At 70.9% G+C, this 17,185-nt stretch carries 15 protein-coding genes and 3 pseudogenes; 12 read left to right on the top strand and 6 right to left on the bottom strand.

Annotated features, from left to right (window positions below; translation table 11 throughout):
• Positions 1-503 precede the first annotated feature (503 nt).
• The gene (locus tag ACWDO5_RS04385) at positions 504-1,229 is read left to right on the top strand and encodes a ferritin-like fold-containing protein (RefSeq protein ID WP_450528253.1); all 726 of its coding nucleotides are present in this window, start codon (positions 504-506) and stop codon (positions 1,227-1,229) included.
• A 100-nt stretch (positions 1,230-1,329) separates the two neighbouring features.
• Here the strand turns inward: ACWDO5_RS04385 and ACWDO5_RS04380 are convergent, their stop codons facing one another.
• The 4 genes from ACWDO5_RS04380 to ACWDO5_RS04365 form a co-directional block, all read right to left on the bottom strand.
• On the bottom strand, positions 1,330-1,599 hold the full coding sequence (locus tag ACWDO5_RS04380) for a hypothetical protein (protein WP_450528251.1): 270 nt from the start codon (positions 1,597-1,599) through the stop codon (positions 1,330-1,332).
• Positions 1,600-1,771: 172 nt separating this feature from the next.
• Positions 1,772-1,999, bottom strand: a complete 228-nt coding sequence (locus ACWDO5_RS04375; RefSeq protein ID WP_307661278.1) for a DUF3107 domain-containing protein — start codon at positions 1,997-1,999, stop codon at positions 1,772-1,774.
• Between the two features lie 141 nt (positions 2,000-2,140).
• Positions 2,141-2,782 (bottom strand): TetR/AcrR family transcriptional regulator, encoded by a 642-nt coding sequence (locus ACWDO5_RS04370; protein ID WP_450528249.1) that lies wholly within the window; start codon positions 2,780-2,782, stop codon positions 2,141-2,143.
• Between the two features lie 146 nt (positions 2,783-2,928).
• Complete coding sequence (locus ACWDO5_RS04365; protein ID WP_450528247.1) at positions 2,929-3,153, bottom strand: hypothetical protein; 225 nt, start codon at positions 3,151-3,153, stop codon at positions 2,929-2,931.
• Between the two features lie 123 nt (positions 3,154-3,276).
• Here ACWDO5_RS04365 and ACWDO5_RS04360 point away from each other — a divergent pair, with 123 nt between their 5' ends.
• The 11 genes and pseudogenes from ACWDO5_RS04360 to moeZ all read left to right on the top strand — a co-directional run bounded on the left by ACWDO5_RS04360 (position 3,277) and on the right by moeZ (position 13,691).
• Positions 3,277-4,242 carry an alpha/beta fold hydrolase gene (locus ACWDO5_RS04360; RefSeq protein ID WP_450528245.1) on the top strand — a complete coding sequence of 322 codons (966 nt, stop codon included), beginning with the start codon at positions 3,277-3,279 and terminating at the stop codon, positions 4,240-4,242.
• A gap of 8 nt (positions 4,243-4,250) precedes the next feature.
• Complete coding sequence (locus tag ACWDO5_RS04355; RefSeq protein WP_450528243.1) at positions 4,251-5,633, top strand: DUF3152 domain-containing protein; 1,383 nt, start codon at positions 4,251-4,253, stop codon at positions 5,631-5,633.
• Positions 5,634-5,713: 80 nt separating this feature from the next.
• The gene (locus ACWDO5_RS04350; protein WP_450528241.1) at positions 5,714-5,809 is read left to right on the top strand and encodes an Ms4533A family Cys-rich leader peptide; all 96 of its coding nucleotides are present in this window, start codon (positions 5,714-5,716) and stop codon (positions 5,807-5,809) included.
• Positions 5,810-5,993: 184 nt separating this feature from the next.
• Positions 5,994-6,184 (top strand): annotated as a pseudogene (locus ACWDO5_RS04345) (ABC transporter substrate-binding protein); the annotation flags it as partial.
• A pseudogene (locus ACWDO5_RS04340) lies at positions 6,179-6,607 on the top strand (ABC transporter permease subunit); the annotation flags it as partial. The pseudogenes ACWDO5_RS04345 and ACWDO5_RS04340, both read left to right, overlap by 6 nt.
• Positions 6,604-7,554 (top strand): annotated as a pseudogene (locus tag ACWDO5_RS04335) (ATP-binding cassette domain-containing protein); the annotation flags it as partial. The pseudogenes ACWDO5_RS04340 and ACWDO5_RS04335, both read left to right, overlap by 4 nt.
• A gap of 236 nt (positions 7,555-7,790) precedes the next feature.
• Positions 7,791-9,473 carry a DUF3492 domain-containing protein gene (locus ACWDO5_RS04330; RefSeq protein WP_450528240.1) on the top strand — a complete coding sequence of 561 codons (1,683 nt, stop codon included), beginning with the start codon at positions 7,791-7,793 and terminating at the stop codon, positions 9,471-9,473.
• Positions 9,470-10,678, top strand: coding sequence for a hypothetical protein (locus ACWDO5_RS04325; protein ID WP_450528239.1), 1,209 nt, complete (start codon positions 9,470-9,472; stop codon positions 10,676-10,678). The genes ACWDO5_RS04330 and ACWDO5_RS04325 overlap by 4 nt, the downstream gene beginning before the upstream one ends.
• Positions 10,679-10,740: 62 nt before the next feature.
• Entirely contained in the window at positions 10,741-11,700 is a 960-nt protein-coding gene (locus ACWDO5_RS04320) for an NAD-dependent epimerase/dehydratase family protein (RefSeq protein WP_450528237.1), read from the top strand.
• Positions 11,688-12,449, top strand: coding sequence for a spherulation-specific family 4 protein (locus ACWDO5_RS04315; protein ID WP_450528235.1), 762 nt, complete (start codon positions 11,688-11,690; stop codon positions 12,447-12,449). The genes ACWDO5_RS04320 and ACWDO5_RS04315 overlap by 13 nt, the downstream gene beginning before the upstream one ends.
• 63 nt (positions 12,450-12,512) lie before the next feature.
• A complete protein-coding gene (moeZ, locus tag ACWDO5_RS04310) occupies positions 12,513-13,691 on the top strand; it encodes an adenylyltransferase/sulfurtransferase MoeZ (RefSeq protein WP_450528233.1) in 1,179 nt (392 codons plus the stop codon).
• Between the two features lie 89 nt (positions 13,692-13,780).
• On the opposite strand, the gene ACWDO5_RS04305 is transcribed toward moeZ, so the two are convergent.
• Together ACWDO5_RS04305 and ACWDO5_RS04300 are read right to left on the bottom strand one after the other, a co-directional pair.
• Positions 13,781-15,379 (bottom strand): alpha/beta hydrolase, encoded by a 1,599-nt coding sequence (locus ACWDO5_RS04305; RefSeq protein ID WP_450528232.1) that lies wholly within the window; start codon positions 15,377-15,379, stop codon positions 13,781-13,783.
• A gap of 48 nt (positions 15,380-15,427) precedes the next feature.
• A complete protein-coding gene (locus ACWDO5_RS04300; protein ID WP_450528386.1) occupies positions 15,428-16,993 on the bottom strand; it encodes an alpha/beta hydrolase in 1,566 nt (521 codons plus the stop codon).
• Positions 16,994-17,185 lie beyond the last annotated feature (192 nt).

The following is a 17,185-nucleotide window of genomic DNA, read 5'->3' as shown; positions in this document are numbered from 1 at the left end:
GGAACGGGGACAGAATGCCGACGGCTTCGAGGGCCTCGGCGGTCTCGGGAAGGATCCCAAGATCCCGGAAAGTCGTAGTCAGGGTGCTGCCTCTTCTGTGAGACGCGGCGCGAGGCGAACGAAGGGGGTCGTACCGCACCTGGGTACTGGGCCGGCCGTGGGTTGGCCGGATGGCGCGGGACCACTGCCGTCGCTCGAGCGCTCGTGCCGCTGAGGGGGCCCCTCATCTGCGGTCATACGCAAGTGTGCGCACGGTCCGCGCGAGGGCGGTCGGTTCGGAGCCGATCGTGCCACCGACCGGGCATCCTCAAGGGGACTCTGGGGGAGCAAATCCCCCAGTCATACACTGCGATCGCCCGCCGAGAAACCATAACGCTCGACAGGCGCATTACCACTGTACCCCGGATTCGTGCATGCGTGTTGGGTGAATTCGTAGGAACCGAGGCGCGGAAGGGGCTGACCAGCCCCTTCCGCCCTGTGGCGAGCGGGCTATTGTGCGCTTCATGGAGACGCCTGACAACGCCACTGAACACACCGGGATCGCGGCCCAGGACTGGGCCACGGCTTCCGCCGACCCGCAGTACCGCGCCGCCGTCGTGGATCTGCTGGGCGCGCTCGCGTACGGCGAGCTCGCGGCTTTCGAGCGGCTCGCCGAGGACGCCAAGCTCGCACCGACGCTCGGCGACAAGGCGGAGCTGGCGAAGATGGCCTCCGCCGAGTTCCACCACTTCGAGCAGCTGCGCGACCGGCTCACCGCCATCGACGCCGAGCCGACCGCCTCGATGGAGCCCTTCGCCCAGGCCCTGGACGACTTCCACCGCCAGACCGCGCCGTCCGACTGGCTGGAGGGCCTGGTCAAGGCGTACGTCGGCGACTCGATCGCCAGTGACTTCTACCGTGAGGTCGCGGCCCGGCTGGACACGGACACCCGCGCGCTGGTGCTCGCCGTGCTCGATGACACGGGCCACGGGAACTTTGCGGTCGAGAAGGTCCGCGCCGCGATCGAGGCCGAACCGCGCGTCGGCGGACGGCTCGCGCTGTGGGCCCGCCGGCTGATGGGCGAGGCACTCTCCCAGGCGCAGCGAGTGGTGGCCGACCGCGACGCGCTCTCCACCATGCTCGTGGGTGGTGTGGCGGACGGCTTCGATCTCGCGGAGGTGGGCCGGATGTTCTCCAGGATCACCGAGGCGCACACCAAGCGGATGGCGGCCCTGGGCCTCGCGGCCTAGCTCTCGGGCGACTCGGGCGTTTCCGGCGGTTTCGCAGACTCCGGCGGTTTCGGCGGCTTCCGCGGCTCCTCGGGCTCCGCGGAGGCCGCGGCATGCGGCCTCAGAAAGGGAGCGCTCGGCGCAGGCGGCGCGTTGACGGCCGGATCAGCAGCGAGAGCAGTACGGCTCCGATGGTCGCCGCGCCCACCAGCGTCGCGAGGAAGTGACCGGGACCGAGCGCCGCATGCGTCACATACGCGCCGAACAGCGCGCCCAGTGGGCCTGTTGTGAAGATCACGCGGCGTGCCGGAAGCCGGTCGGGCAGATGACGGGCAGCCGCCCAGGAGAGGGCGAGTCCGAGCAGGACTGAACCAAGCGCTTCCAGCAGCACTGCTGATCACCTCACGGAAGCCGGTGCGGGCAAATCGGTCGTAGCCCGTACTACCCGGCGTCCGCGGAACGCAACCCTCGCTGAGCAGCGGACCTGAGCAACGCAGGAGGGCCCGGCGGGGAATTCCCGCCGGGCCCTCCTGCGTGCTGCTCCAGTGATTCGAGCCGCCCTGCTACAGCGCGCCGAATCCCACGCGCCGTGCCGCCGGCTCACCGATCTCGATGTACGCGATCCGGTCGGCCGGCACCAGGACCTTGCGGCCCTTGTCGTCCGAGAGGCTGAGCAGCTGTGCCTTGCCGGCCAGCGCGTCTCCCACCGCGCGCTCGACCTCCTCGGCGGACTGCCCGCTCTCCAGAACGATCTCCCGGGGCGCGTGCTGCACGCCGATCTTGACCTCCACGGCTATGTCCCTCCGAACGGTCAGCGATGCGCGGTCAGCCGCGCCGTACGCAGCACACATTAGCCCGGCCGACGGACAGGGCCGACGTTCGCGGGGAACGCCAGGAGCGAACATCCAGCACTGAGGCGCCGTCGCGGCGCCTCAGTGCTGATCGGTGCCGTGCAGTGGGAAGCCCGCGATGCCCCGCCACGCCAGCGAGGTGAGCAGCTGCACCGCCGTGTCGCGCGGGATGCCGGAGCCGCTGGAGAGCCAGTACCTGGCCACCACCTGGGAGACCCCGCCAAGCCCTACTGCCAGCAGCATGGACTCCTCCTTGGACAGGCCCGTGTCCTCGGCGATCACGTCCGAGATCGCCTCGGCGCACTGGAGCGAGACCCGGTCCACGCGCTCGCGCACCGCGGGCTCGTTCGTCAGGTCGGACTCGAAGACCAGCCGGAAGGCCCCGCCCTCGTCCTCGACGTACGCGAAGTAGGCGTCCATCGTGGCCTCGACGCGCAGCTTGTTGTCGGTCGTCGACGCCAGCGCCGTACGGACCGCGTGCAGGAGGGACTCGCAGTGCTGGTCAAGCAGGGCCAGATAGAGCTCGAGCTTGCCCGGGAAGTGCTGGTAGAGCACGGGCTTGCTGACGCCGGCCCGCTCGGCGATGTCGTCCATCGCGGCCGAGTGGTAGCCCTGGGCCACGAAAACTTCCTGGGCAGCGCCCAGAAGCTGGTTCCTGCGGGCTCGGCGTGGCAGGCGTGTGCCCCGCGGGCGCGCCGCCTCTGTCTGCTCGATGGCTGTCACGCCGCCTCCCAAAATTCGTTCCGTGCGCGCTGTGCGCCGCGCCGCCATCGTACTTTTGGGTAACCCGGCTGTGCGTGCTGCGGGCGCAGAATTTCACGGACCGGGCGGTCTCGGTAGCTCCCGATTCGGGGGCAAAGAGGGGCAGGTCACCGGTAGTCGTCCTCGTCGAGAGAGACGACGCGGGCCTGTTCAGCGGCATCGGCCTCGTTCGCGGTGGCCGGGTCGATGTCGGTCAGGGGATCGTCGTGCGCCGGTTGTATTTCGGTGTGCTGCTCGGCGGCGTCGGCCTCGGGCACCTCTTCGTCGAGTGCGGCGTCACCCGGGTCCTCGTCATCTTCGAAGGTCTCCGGCTCGGTGGGATCGACAGGCATGCTGCACCGCTTTCCATGGAGAGCGCCTTTCCTACGAGCCTAGGAGGTCCTGATTCATGGCGCTACGCGATGTGTGATGCCGAACACACGAACCAGGGTGTGATCATCTCGTAACATTGCCGCATGTCTTCGACCGAGCTGCCGGGAGTCCGCGCCATAACCGCCGCGGCGGCCCCCAAGGTTGCGGCCGTGCGGGTCGCGGAGGGGGAGGAGCTGCGCTCCGTGGCGCTGCCCGGGCTGTCCCTCACCGTCAGATCCCGGCCCCCGGCGCGCACCGGATTGCCGCCCGCTCTGTACGTGCACGGGCTCGGCGGTTCCTCGCAGAACTGGTCGGCGCTGATGCAGGTGCTCGATGACGTCGTGGACGGCGAGGCGCTCGACCTGCCCGGCTTCGGGGACTCGCCGCCGCCGGACGACGGCAATTACTCGGTCGCGGGGCATGCCCGGGCGGTGATTCGGCATCTGGACGCGGCCGGGCGCGGGCCCGTACATCTGCTCGGGAACTCCCTTGGCGGTGCGATCTCCACCCGGGTCGCGGCCGTCAGGCCCGATCTGGTGCGCAGTCTCACCCTCGTCTCGCCCGCTCTGCCCGAGCTGCGTGTCCAGCGCTCCGCCGTGCCCACCGCGCTGCTCGCGTTGCCCGGGGTCGCCTCGCTGTTCGGCAGACTCACCAAGGACTGGACGGCCGAGCAGCGCACCAGAGGCGTGATGGCGCTCTGTTACGGAGACCCCAGTCGGGTCGACGACGAAGCGTTGCGCAATGCTGTGGAGGAGATGGAGCGGCGTATGCAGCTCCCTTACTTCTGGGACGTGATGGCCCGGTCGGCGCGTGGCATTGTCGATGCGTACACACTCGGCGGCCAGCACGGACTGTGGCGGCAGGCCGAGCGGGTGCTCGCGCCGACGCTCCTGGTGTACGGGGGGCGAGACCAGCTGGTCGCCTACCGTATGGCGCGCAGAGCGGCGGCGGCCTTCCGGGACTCCCGGCTGCTGTCTCTCCCGGACGCGGGGCACGTTGCCATGATGGAGTACCCGGAAACGGTCGCCCTGGCCTTCCGGGAACTGCTGAACGACTGCGACAGGAGCTGAATCGGGGCGTGGGACGACACAGCCGCAAAGGCCCCGCCCCCAGGGGCTCCGAATCGGACGACAAGTCCGGCATATCGACCGCCGGTGGGCCACAGGACGTGGTTCCGGACCCCGGCAGCGGGCGGCGCAGGAGGCGTGCCGCGCCCGGTTCCGAGCAGCACACCCCCTCCGGGTACGGACATTCCGGATATGACCCCTCCGAGTACGGCACGCCGCAGGCCAGGGGCGGGCACCCCGAGCAGCACGAGGCGGGCGGCGGCTGGGGCGTCCCCCAGCGGTACGACAACAGGCAGGGCGGACAGGGCAGAGGGGGCGGCCAGGGCGCGCAGCGGGTGCAGACACCCGTCGCGCCGCCGCGGACGATCGCCACGGGGGCGCGAATACCGGGGCCGCGACGGGAGTTCGTCGAGGCCTTCGACCAGCCACAGTCGCAGTCGCAGCAGGGCAGGGTGCCGGGTCCGCGGAGGGCCGATCCGTACGCCTCCGACACCTCCTGGGACGACGTCCCCGACCTCGCCTCCGAGCTCGATGTCCCCGATGTCGACGAGGAAGCACCCGAGGAGCCGCCCGCCAAGGCAGGCAAAGGGCGCACCTTCACCGGGATCGCCGCCGCCGCGGCGACCACCGTTCTCGTGGTCGTCGTGGCCGGCCAGGTCGCCGGCGACGGCCCCGGCGCATCGAGCGCGCAGTCCGCGGGCGAGGACCGGGGGGCCGCGGAGAGCCCGGCGTCCCGCTCCGGCCGGCAGGCGCCGCCGAAGGGTGCGCCGCCCGCCGCTCCGGCTGCCCCGGTCGTGTACGCAAAGCTGATGGCCACTCAGTTCTCGATGGATCCGAAGCTGACGGCGGGTGGAGAATTCGAGGCGGTGTCCGGTTTCGTGAAGGCGCCGGGCAAGGGCCGCAAGATCCGCTACCGGGTGGATGTCGAGAAGGGCCTCGGGCTGGACGGCGCGCTCTTCGCAAAAGCGGTCCAGGAGACTTTGAACGACGAGCGGAGCTGGGCGCACGGCGGGGCAATGACCTTCGAGCGGGTCTCGTCCGGCGAGCCGGAGTTCGTCATTACGCTGGCGAGTCCGGGGACCACGGCGGACTGGTGTGCCAAATCCGGTCTGGATACGACCGTCGACAATGTCAGCTGCGACTCCGCGTCGACCGACCGCGTGATGATCAATGCGTACCGCTGGGCGCAGGGCTCGGAGACGTTCGGCGACAAGGCGATGTTCCCCTACCGCCAGATGCTCATCAATCACGAGGTCGGACACCGGCTCGGGTACGGGCATGTGACCTGCCGCACGCCGGGAGCGCTCGCGCCGGTGATGCAGCAGCAGACCAAGTCCCTGGACGTCGACGGGATCGAGTGCAAGCCCAACCCCTGGGTGCACCCGGGCAGTTGAGTCCAGCATGCGGGACAGATGTCTCGCGCACGGACCCTCGCGCGTTGACACCGGCAGCGGGGTCGTACATATTTTTCGGCATGTCGCACCGCCACGCCGCCTCCGAACGCGCCGCCATTGAGCTGGCGCTCATCGGCGTGACCGGGCTCAGCGTGGCCGACATTCACTGTCACTGAGGCCTGCCCGAGCGCGCGTCGGCCATTCTCTTCGAGCGATTTCAGCCGATTTCTGCCGCGCCCGGGCGTATTACGTCCGCAGGCTCGGCAATGTGCGTTTCAGTGCCCTTACGCACGCTCTCTCGCCGCTGCCTGCGCGCATTTCCCTTTCCCCGCCGCATGCCCACCGAGAGGTCTACTTCCGATGCGTCAACTGTCCCTCACATCACGCCGCGTGGCAGCGGCCGCCGTCAGCCTTGTCGTGGCCTCGGGCGCCGCCGCCTGCGCGGGCCCCGGGACAGCGACGCCATGGGCGGCGCCGCGGGCAACGGCAAGCTCCAGAAGGGCGGCACGCTCACCGTGCTGAACTCCGAGGCGCAGACCGACTTCGACCCCGAGCAGTGGGCGTGGAGCATGCTGCTGCCGTGGATCACCCTCGGACTCTTCGAGAGCGCGAAGTACGCGCGTCTGACGCGGAGTTCGACGCTGGAGACGCTGGCCGAGGACCACATCCGCACCTTCCGTGCGTACGGCGTCGCCGAGCGGGCGGTCGTCGGGCGGCACGCGCTGCGCGGCGCGGTGCCGCCGGTCATCTCGCTCAGCGCGCTCGACCTCGGCACGATGATGGGCGGCGCGGTGCTCACCGAGTCGCTGTTCGGGATCCCCGGCCTCGGCAAGACCCTCATCGACGGGGTCCGGGTGATCGACCTGCCGGTGGTGGTGGGGGTGGTGCTGGTGATCGGCGCCGCGGTGGTGCTCGCGAATGTCGTCGCCGATCTGCTGTACGCGGTCGCCGACCGAAGGGTGGTCCTGGCATGACGGCCTTGGTGGAGGTCAGCGACCTCACCGTTGAATTCCCGGTGAGGGAGGGCGGGTTGCGCGCCGTCGACAGCCTCTCCTTCGAGCTGGACGCCGGCCAGGCGCTCGGCCTGGTCGGCGAGTCGGGGAGCGGGAAGAGCACCGTCGCGGGTGCGCTGCTCGGGCTGCACCGGGGGACCGGCGCGCGGATCTCGGGCAGCGTACGGGTCGGCGATACGGGTGTGGTCGCCGCGTCCGATCGCGAGCTGCGGGCGCTGCGCGGCGGGGTCGCCGCGATGGTCTTCCAGGACCCGCTGTCATCCCTCGACCCGTACTACGCGATCGGCGACCAGCTCGCCGAGGTGTACCGGGTCCACGCGGACGTCTCGCGCAAGGCCGCCCGCGCGCGGGCGGTCGAGGTGCTGGATTGGGTGGGCATCCCGGACGCGGCCCGGCGCTCCCGTGCCCGACCCCACGAATTCAGCGGAGGTATGCGGCAGCGTGCGCTCATCGCGATGGCGCTCGCCTGCGAGCCGAGGCTGCTGATCGCCGACGAACCGACGACCGCGCTGGATGTCACCTTCCAGGCCCAGATCCTCGATCTGCTGCACGGGCTGCGGGTGGAGACGGGCATGAGCCTGCTGCTGGTCACCCACGATGTGGGCGTCGCGGCGGAGAGCGTCGACGAGATCCTGGTGATGCGCGACGGGCGCCGGATCGAACGGGGCCCGGTGCAGGACGTCCTGGGCGCTCCCACTCAGCCGTACACCAGGGCGCTGCTGGCGGCGGTGCCGAGGCTGGACGCGCCGAAGCAGGCCGCCCCTGCGGGCATGGGCGAGGCGCTGCTCGAAGTAACCGGCCTGCGACGGGAGTTCGGGCGCGGCAAGCGTGCCGTCACCGCTGTCGACGGCGTCTCCTTCTCCGTGCGCACCGGGGAGACTCTCGGCGCCGGCGCTGGATCCGGTGCTCGCCGTGGCTCGCCGCTCCGCCCGCAAGGAACTGGCCGCAGCCTGACGCTCCGTAACGAGATACCCGCGTAGCGCGACGAAACGCTACCTGGGTGGGAAAGTTACGTGCATTCACCCCTTCTGGTGGCGTGATGGACAACCGTCCGTCGCGCCACCGGCGTACCGGCTTACCTTCTTCCCGCTGCGAGTCGCCGGACCAACGGTGGCCGCCCACAAGGGAGATCGGGGGTGCACTGGTGCGGATCGGACTGCTTACGGAAGGTGGATATCCGTATGCGACGGGTGAGCAGAGGCTGTGGTGCGACCGGCTTGTGCACGGGCTCGCGCAGCACGAGTTCGACATCTACGCGCTGAGCCGCAGCGCGCGGCAGGAGGACCACGGCTGGCTCCAGCTCCCGCCGCAGGTGCAGCGCGTGCGCACCGCCCCGCTGTGGGCGCCCGAGGACGACGGGCGCATGTACGGGCGCCGTGAACGACGGCGCTTCGTCGGCCACTTCAAGGAGCTTGCCACCGCCGTGTGCGGCGAGGGCGATGGCTTCGCCGACGGGCTGTACGGGCTCGCCGAACTCGCCCGCGACCGAGGCGGCCTCTACGCGGCCCTTCGCTCCGAACTCGCCGTACGCGTCCTCGAATGCGCCTGCCGCGCCCACGGCGCGCGCCGCACCGTGGAGGCCGCCACCGTCCCCGACTACCTCGCCTTTGCCGACCAGCTGGAGCGTGCGCTGCGCCCGCTCTCCCTCGACTGGTACGGCGAGGACGGCCTCGGCGCGGTCGACCTCTGCCACGCCGCTTCCGGCGGATCCGCCGCCCTGTCCGGCCTGGTGGCCAAACGCTTCTTCGGGGTCCCGCTGCTGGTCACGGAGTACGGCGTACAGCTGCGCGCGCACTATCTGGCCGCGAGCGACGGCGAGCTGACCGCGCCTGTACGAGCCCTGCTCGCCGCCTTCCAGGGACGGCTCGCCGCCGAGGTGTACGCGCAGGCCTCCGTCATCACGCCCGGCAACACGCATGCCCGGCGCTGGCAGGAGAAATGCGGTGCCGATCGCGCCAAGCTGCGGACCGTCTACCCCGGCATGGAGGCGGACCGTTTCGCGGCGGTGGGGGAGCCGGTGGGGGAGGGCGCGGAAAGCGGCGACCCGCACACCCTCGTCTGGGTCGGCAGGATCGAGCCGGCCAAGGACCTCATCGCGCTCCTCCATGCCTTCGCCGAGGTGCGCAAGAAGGAGCCGCGGGCGCGGCTGCGGCTGTTCGGCGCGCCGGTGCAGGGGCCTCAGGCGGCGACGTATCTGGCCCACTGCAAGGCGCTGGCCGCCCAGCTCTTCCCGGACGAGGCGGCCGACGCGCACGCGGTCGGCACCAACCCTGTCTCCTTCGAGGAGATCGGCGGACCCGAGGCCCCCGAGCTCGCCGACGCGTACGCCTCCGGGGGCGTGGTCGTCCTGTCCAGCGTCGTCGAGGGCTTCCCGATCAGCCTGGTCGAGGCGATGTTCTGCGGCCGCGCGACGGTTTCGACGGATGTCGGCGCGGTCGTCGAAGTCATCGGTGGTACGGGCCTCGTCGTGCCCCCACGCAATCCGCGGGCGCTCGCGGACGCCTGCCTCGCGCTGCTGCGCGACCCGGAGCGCCGCGAACGGCTGGGCGCCGCGGCGCGCGCCCGGGCGCTCGAACTCTTCACGATCGAACAGAACCTGACGGCATTTCGCGGCATTTACCTGGAGCTGATCTCGCACTCCCCGGTGCAGCGCGAAGCCGTGAACGAGGACGGTGATCCGTTGCCCTTCGCCCATCCCGCCGAGGCGTATGTACCGGGCCACTGGACGGGCGGCGGCTCCCCGTCGAAGGGCCGCACACCGCGCTGGGCGGACGGGCGGGGGCTCGTCGGTGCCGCGGTCGTCACCGCACAGGAGGCACGCGCATGAGTACGTCCCGTATCACCGTGGCCGGGGAGGATGCGCCCGCAAAGCCGGGCAAGCCCCCCGCCCCGCGCCGTGGCCCCGCCGACCCCGTCAAGGCGCTCATGCACCGCCACCGGGAACTCTGCGAGCGGGCCGTCGACCCCCTGGAGATCGCCGCGGGCCTCGAAGCCCATGGCGTCACCGACCGGACCGCCTCGCGCTTCCGTCACCGGGACGTCTTCTCGCTCGCCGAGGAGCTGTACGCGCGCGTGCCGCGCGGGGAGGAGTCGGGTCCCGGCCCCGCACGTGGGGGCGCGCACGTCGCCGAATCGCGCGCCGGACACGGCGGGCGCGCCGGGTACGCACTCCTCGTGCTGTTGCCGGGCGCCGTCTGCGCCCTCGCCGTCGTCGCCCTGCAGGAGACCGAGGGTGCGGCCCGGCTGGCGGCCGGGGTGGCGGGCGCGGTCGGGGCCGCCGTCGCGCTCGCTCTCTGCCTGCGGCACGGGTCGCTGCGCGCGGCGGGGCGCACCGTCCCCACCGTGCGCCTGTGGACGCTCTGGCTGCTGGCGTACGCGGCGTACGGCGAAGGCCTGCTGGAGCAGATCGCCCGCGGCGGACCCGAAGGACCTCCGCCCCTGACCGCCGCCCCGCTCGCAGTCCTCGCCCTCGCCGTCGCCCCCGCGGCCTGGTGCGCCCGCCTCTTCTCCGTACAGGCCCGGCGCAAGCTGGACGGCAGCCGCGGCCTGGAAGAGTTCGCATCCGGCGCGCGCCCCCTGCTGCTCTCAGTCGTCGCGTTCTATGTCTGCGTCCTCACCGCGCTGCTCGCGCTGGGCGGGCTCGTCGTCCCGCACGAGGCCTTCGCCCCTGCCGTCCCCCTCGGAACCCTGCTCCTCCTGGCCCGGCTGCTCATCGTCCACGGCTTCCCCGAATCCGCGGCCGCCGGGCTCGCCGCCGCCTGCGCCGCCGAAGCCGCGGCCCCCGTCCTGCTGCTGGCCGGCCGCCTGCCCGGCTGTGGCTTCCTGGCGAGCCCCGTCGAGGCGGCCGTCGGCGCCTGGGGCGCCGGATCCCTGGCGGCAATCGCCTGCGGGGCTGCCGCCCTCGGCCTGCTGGCTCACGCCACCGCGGCCCTGTCCCGGGCCTCGGCGCACACCGCCCGGACCGCCCACGGAGCCGACACCTCGGGCGTGCCCCGGCAGCACCAGCAACCGCATCGACAGCAACACCCTTAAGGAGAAAGCGACATGACCCCCGAACCCCCAGCTCCGGCCCGTCGGCACAGAGGGGAGGCGCGATGAGGGTGCTGCTGCTCGGTGCCAATGGATTCCTCGGCCGCTTTGTCGCCGACCGGCTGCTCGCCGACCCGGCCGTGCACCTCACCGCCCTCGGTCGTGGCGACGACGCCGACGTGCGCTTCGACCTCGCCGGTGGCAGCCCGGGCGCGCTCACCCGCTTTCTGGGCGCCGTCCACCCCGGCGTCGTCATCAACTGCGCCGGCGCCACCCGCGGCGGCGCCCGCGATCTGACCCGGCACAACACCGTCGCCGTCGCCACCGTCTGCGAGGCCCTGCGCCGCAGCGGCTGCGGCGCCCGGCTGGTCCAACTCGGCTGCGCCTCCGAGTACGGCCCGTCCCAGCAGGGGTCGTCGACCGCGGAGGACGCGATTCCGCGCCCGGGCGGGCCGTATGGCGTCAGCAAGCTCGCCGCCACCGAGCTGGTGCTCGGCTCCGGCCTGGACGCCGTCGTACTGCGGGTCTTCTCACCCGTCGGCCCCGGCACCCCGGCCGGCTCCCCGCTCGGCCGCATCGCCGAGGCGATGCGCCGCGCCATGCAGTCCGGCGACGGCGATCTGAAGCTCAGCGGCCTCGGGGTGCAGCGCGACTTCGTCGACGTACGGGACGTGGCGCGCGCCGTGCACGCCGCCTCCCTGTCCGCCGCGCAGGGCGTCGTCAACATCGGCACGGGGCGTGCCGTCCGGCTGCGGGACGCGTCCGCCGTGCTGGCCCGGGTCGCGGGCTATGCGGGCGCGTTGCACGAGCTCGACGCGCCCTCCGGCCGCCCGTCCATCGGAGCCCCCCGCTCCGAATCCGTACTGGAGCAGCTGTCCGCGACCCCTACGCCATATCCCGACGGCTGCGGCAGCTGGCAGCAGGCGGATGTCCGCACGGCCCGCGACCGGCTCGGCTGGCGTCCCCGTATCAACCTCGAAGAATCCCTTGCCGACATCTGGATGGAGGCAGCATGCCGCATCTGACCACGACCGGCACCCAGCTCTCCGCGACCGGAGCGGAGGAGCTCGGCTTCGGCATCCCCGGCTACGCCCACCCGCTGCTCGCACCTGTCGAATGGGCCGAACTGACCCGTCCCGGCACGCCCTTGCACTGGGTCGTCCTCAATGTCGACGACGGCCCCGGCGACCGCCCCGACCCGCACTGCCTGGAAGCCACGGGCAAGGTGCGCAACGCGGGCGTACAGGTCCTCGGGCACATCGACATGGCGCACGGCTCGCGCTCCTTCAGCGATGTCGTCGCCGACGCGCACCACTACCTCGAGTGGTACCGCGTGGACGGCTTCCTGCTGGACCGCTGTCCTACGGACCGGACTGATCTGCGCGGGGTGCGGCGTGTGACGGCGACGCTGGAGGCAGTCCTGGACGGCGGGCATCTTGTCCTCGGCCATGGGTCGCACCCGTACCCCGGATATGCGGAGGCCGCCGACCAGCTGGTCACCTTCTCCGGGCCGTGGACCGATTACCGCTGGTCGCAGGTGGCGGAGTGGACGGCGGACTATCCGCCGGAGCGGTTCGCGCACTTCGTCCACGGGGTGCCGCGCACGCATCTGGAGGAGGCCACTCGCGTCGCGCGCTGGCAGGGCGCGGGGACGATCTTCTTCACCGACCGGACCGCGCGCTCCGACCATAGGGGACATAGCACCGCATTTGAGGCACTGCCCGGCTACTGGGACGAAATCGTCTCGCAGATCGGACCGAGTGTCTCGGAATGAGGAGGGCCGTGGCAGTGTTACGGAGAGAACAACCGTACTGACATACCGACCAACGGAGCCCCCGTGTCGCTGCCACCCCTGGTCGAGCCAGCTGCTGAGCTCACCGTCGACGAGGTCCGCAGGTACTCCCGCCACCTGATCATCCCGGATGTGGGGATGGACGGGCAGAAGCGCCTGAAGAACGCCCGTGTGCTGTGTGTGGGCGCCGGCGGCCTGGGTTCGCCGGCCCTGATGTACCTCGCCGCGGCCGGTGTCGGCACGCTCGGCATCGTGGAGTTCGACGAGGTCGACGAGTCGAACCTGCAGCGCCAGATCATCCACAGCCAGGCCGACATCGGCCGCCCCAAGGCCCAGTCCGCGAAGGACTCGGTGCTCGGCATCAACCCGTACGTGAACGTCGTCCTGCACGAAGAGCGGCTCGAGGCCGAGAACGTGATGGACATCTTCAGCCAGTACGACCTGATCGTCGACGGCACGGACAACTTCGCGACCCGCTACCTGGTCAATGACGCATGCGTGCTGCTGAACAAGCCGTACATCTGGGGCTCCATCTACCGCTTCGACGGCCAGGCGAGCGTGTTCTGGTCGGAGCACGGTCCCTGCTACCGCTGCCTCTACCCCGAGCCCCCGCCGCCCGGCATGGTCCCGAGCTGCGCCGAGGGCGGCGTGCTCGGCGTGCTTTGCGCGTCCATCGGCTCCATCCAGGTCAACGAGGCCATCAAGCTCCTCGCGGGCATCGGTGAGCCGCTGGTCGGCCGACTGATGATCTACGACGCCCTGGAGATGCAGTACCGCCAGGTCAAGGTCCGCAAGGACCCGAACTGCGCGGTCTGTGGCGAGAACCCCACCGTCACCGAGCTCATCGACTACGAGGCCTTCTGCGGCATCGTGTCCGAGGAGGCCCAGGAGGCGGCGGCCGGTTCGACGATCACTCCCAAGCAGCTCAAGGAGTGGATCGACGACGGCGAGAACATCGAGATCATCGATGTTCGTGAGATCAACGAGTACGAGATCGTCTCGATCCCCGGCGCCAAGCTGATCCCGAAGGGCGAGTTCCTGATGGGCACCGCCCTGGAGGCGCTGCCGCAGGACAAGAAGATCGTCCTGCATTGCAAGACGGGTGTCCGCAGTGCGGAAGTCCTCGCGGTGCTGAAGTCCGCGGGCTTCGCGGACGCGGTGCACGTCGGCGGCGGCGTGATCGGCTGGGTCAACCAGATCGAGCCGGACAAGCCGATCTACTGACGCGAGTGTGCTGGGCCCTGGACCGGAGCGCCGCCGGTCCAGGGCCTTCGCGTTGTCCCGGTCCAGGCCCTTCGCGTTGTCATGGACAGCTATCCGCAGGTCTTGCCGTTCGCCGGGACCTTGCCGTCCAGGAGATACGCGTCCACCGTCCCGGTCACGCACGCTCCCTTTCCGTACGCGCCGTGGCCCTCGCCCTTGTTGGTGAGCAGCACGCCGACGCCCGCGCCGAGCTCGTCCGCCATCTTCTTCGCGCCCTCGTACGGGGTCGCCGGGTCGCCCGTGGTGCCGACGACCAGGATCGGGGCCGCGCCCTCTGCGGCGACCTCGGGAGTCTCCCACTGGCCGAGCACCGGCCAGTTCGCGCACCAGCCCGCCAGGTCCCAGGCCAGATACGGGCCGAAGACCGGCGACACCTTCGTGAACTCGGCCAGATAACGGGACTTGACCTCGGCGGCCGTCACCCGTCCCGTGGTGTCCGCGCACGATATGGCGCGCTGCGAGTGGTCCTGCGTGCCGTAACTGCCGTCCTCGTCACGGCCGTTGTACGACTGGGCCATCATCAGCAGCCGACTGCCGTCGCCGTTGCCGGCCTCGTCCAGGGCCTTGGTCAGGTACTGCCACTCGTCCTCGGAGTACAGCGGCGTGATGATGCCGGTGAGGGCGAGGCTCTGGGTGAGAGTGCGGCCCTGCGTGGTGGGCAGCGGCTCGCGGTCGAGTCTGTCGAGCAGCTTCACCACGCGCGCGGTGCCGTCCTTCGCGCCGATGCCGCGGCTCTTGAAGTAGTTCTCCAGGGCGCGCTGGAAGCCGAGGGCCTGGTTGCGCGAGTGCCCCGGGTAGTCGGCGGAGGGGTCGACCACGGCGTCCAGGACGAGGCGTCCGACCTTCGCCGGGAACAAGTGGGCGTAGACGCCGCCGAGCTCGGTGCCGTACGAGAAGCCCAGGTAGTGCAGCTTGTCGTCGCCGAGGACCTGGCGTATCAGGTCCATGTCGCGGGCGGCGTTCTCGGTGCCGACGTGCGGCAGCACCTTGCCCGACTTCTCGGCGCAGCCCGCGCCGAATGCGGTGGAGTCTGCGAGGTACGCCTGCTCTTCCGCGGGTGTGTCCGGGGTGAAGTCCAGCCGGAAGGAGGCCGCCGACTGCTTGCTGTCACGGCAGACCACAGCGGCGCTCTCCGCGACCCCCCGCGGGTCGAAGCTGACCAGGTCATAGCGGCTGTGCAGCGTCTTGAAGCCGTCTGCCGAGCCGGGCAGTCCGGCCACCCCCGACCCGCCGGGGCCACCGAAGTTGAAGAGCAGTGAGCCGATCCGCTTGTCCGCGTCGAGTGCCTTGGCCCGGATCAGGGCGATCCCGATCGTCTCGCCCGTCGGCTTCAGGTAGTCGAGCGGGGCCTTGAGCAGGGCGCACTGCCATTCCTTGCCCGGCGTCTGTGCGTAGCTGCCCCGGGCCTTCACGGGGGCCTTGCAGGGCTTCCAGTCCAGCTGCTGGCCGGTGAGCGCGGCCGGCAGAGCCGGCTCGCCCAGCTTGCTCGGCGCGGCGTTGCCGGCGGCTGCCTTGGACGCCGAGGGCTTGGCGGTGTTCTTGCCGTCGGCATCCGCCTTGTCCGTACGGCTGTCACAGCCGACGGCCGCTGTGGCCAGCAGCAGCAGCGCGGCGGCGGCCAGGGTCCCCGCCCGTACCCGCATGGTCATCCCGTGCCCCCCGAGGCTTCGAAGATCCTTTCGGCATCCTATGCGGGCCTACTGACACACCGTCCCGGCGGCAGGCGCCTTGCCCTGGAGGAGGTAGGTGTCCACGGCCTGCTGCACGCACCTGTTGCCGCCGTTGTACGCGCCATGGCCCTCGCCCCGGTACGTGAGCTCCACACCGACGCCCTTGCCGAGGGCGTTGACCATCGCCCTCGCGCCTTCGTACGGGGTCGCCGGGTCGCCGGTGGTGCCGATGACGACGATGGGAGGCGCGCCGGGCGCGGAGACGTTTGGAGTGTTCCAGACGCCGGGCACCGGCCACTCGGTGCAGCCCATCAGGCCCCAGCCGAGGTAGTCGCCGAAGACGCGCGACGTTTTGCGGAACTCCGGCAGCTTCGCCTTCGTCTGCGCCAGGGACCAGCGGTCCTTGGAGTCGACGCAGTTGATGGCCGCGTTGGCCGCCGCGAGGTTGCTGTAGCTGCCGTCCTGGCTGCGCCCGTTCATCGAGTCGGAGAGCGCGAGCAGCAGTGCGCCGTTGCCGCCGTCGGCCTCGTCGAGACCTTGTTCCAGAAACTCCCAGTACTCCTTGGAGTACAGGGCCTGCGCGATTCCGTTGGTGGCCTGGCTCTGGGTCAGCTTCCGGTCGCCGATACCGGCGATCGGCTTCTTGTCGAGCTCCGTGAGCAGCGCGATGATCCAGTCCTGGATCTCCTGCGCAGTGGAGCCGGGCAGCCGGCACTGATCGCCGCGGTCCACGCAGTCCTGGGCGAAGTTGGTGAGGGCCAGCTGGAAGCCCTTCGCCTGGCCGAGCGAGCTCTGTTCGGCGTTCTTGGTCGGGTCGACGACGGCGTCGAAGACTGCCCGGCCGACCTTCGTCGGGAACAGGTGGGCATAGACGCCGCCCAGTTCGGTGCCGTACGAGATGCCGAAGTAGTAGAGCTTGTCGTCGCCGAGTACCTGGCGCATCAGGTCCATGTCGCGGGCGGCGTTGGCTGTGCCGACGTACGGCAGATACTTGCCGGAGTTCTTCTCGCAGGTCTCGGCGAAGTTCTCCAGACCGTCCGTGTACGTCTGCTCCTCGGCGGCGTCGTCGGGTGTCCAGTCCTGGGCGAAGTACGAGTCGAGCTGCTTGTCGTCCTCGCACTCCACCGCCGCACTGCGGCCGACCCCGCGCGGGTCGAAGCTGACCAGGTCGTAGCGGGTGTGCAGGGTGGCGTAGTCCGCGGCGGCGGCGGGCAGGGTGGCGACCCCGGAGCCGCCGGGGCCGCCGAAGTTGAAGATCAGGGAGCCGATCCGGTTGCCCGCGTCGCGGGCCCTCGCCCGGATGAGGGCCAGTTCGATGGTGTCGCCGTCCGGCTTGGCGTAGTCGAGCGGGGCGTCCATGAAGGCGCACTCCCAGGCGATGCCGCCGGGCAGCGGCGAGGGCGCGGTCCCGCCGCCCTCCGCCTCCGAGGGCGGCGGGCACTTCTGCCATTCCAGCGTCTGCGAGGCGAGATCCTTCGCCCGCCCCTCGCCCGTGTCCTCGCCCTCGCCGCCGCTGTCGGAACAGCCGGCGGCCGTCAGCAGCACGGCGGCGGAGGTGGCGAGTGCGGCGGCGCGGAGGGCAGTGGTGCGCATGGCCGCGGAAGAGGTCGGCATGCCGCCATGGTGCGCCGCGGGGGCGTGTGGCGCGCGGGCGGCGGTCCATGCGGGTGGCGCGGGGCCGTCAGACATGGTGGGCTGCAGGGGCGAGCGCGCCCTCGCGGGCCTCGCGCAGCTTCTCCTCGGCCTCCTGGATCCGCTGCTCGGCGGTGCGGCTCAGCTCGGCGG

The organism is Streptomyces sp. NPDC000880, assembly GCF_053599675.1.
This window is presented reverse-complemented; position numbering and strand designations above follow the sequence as displayed.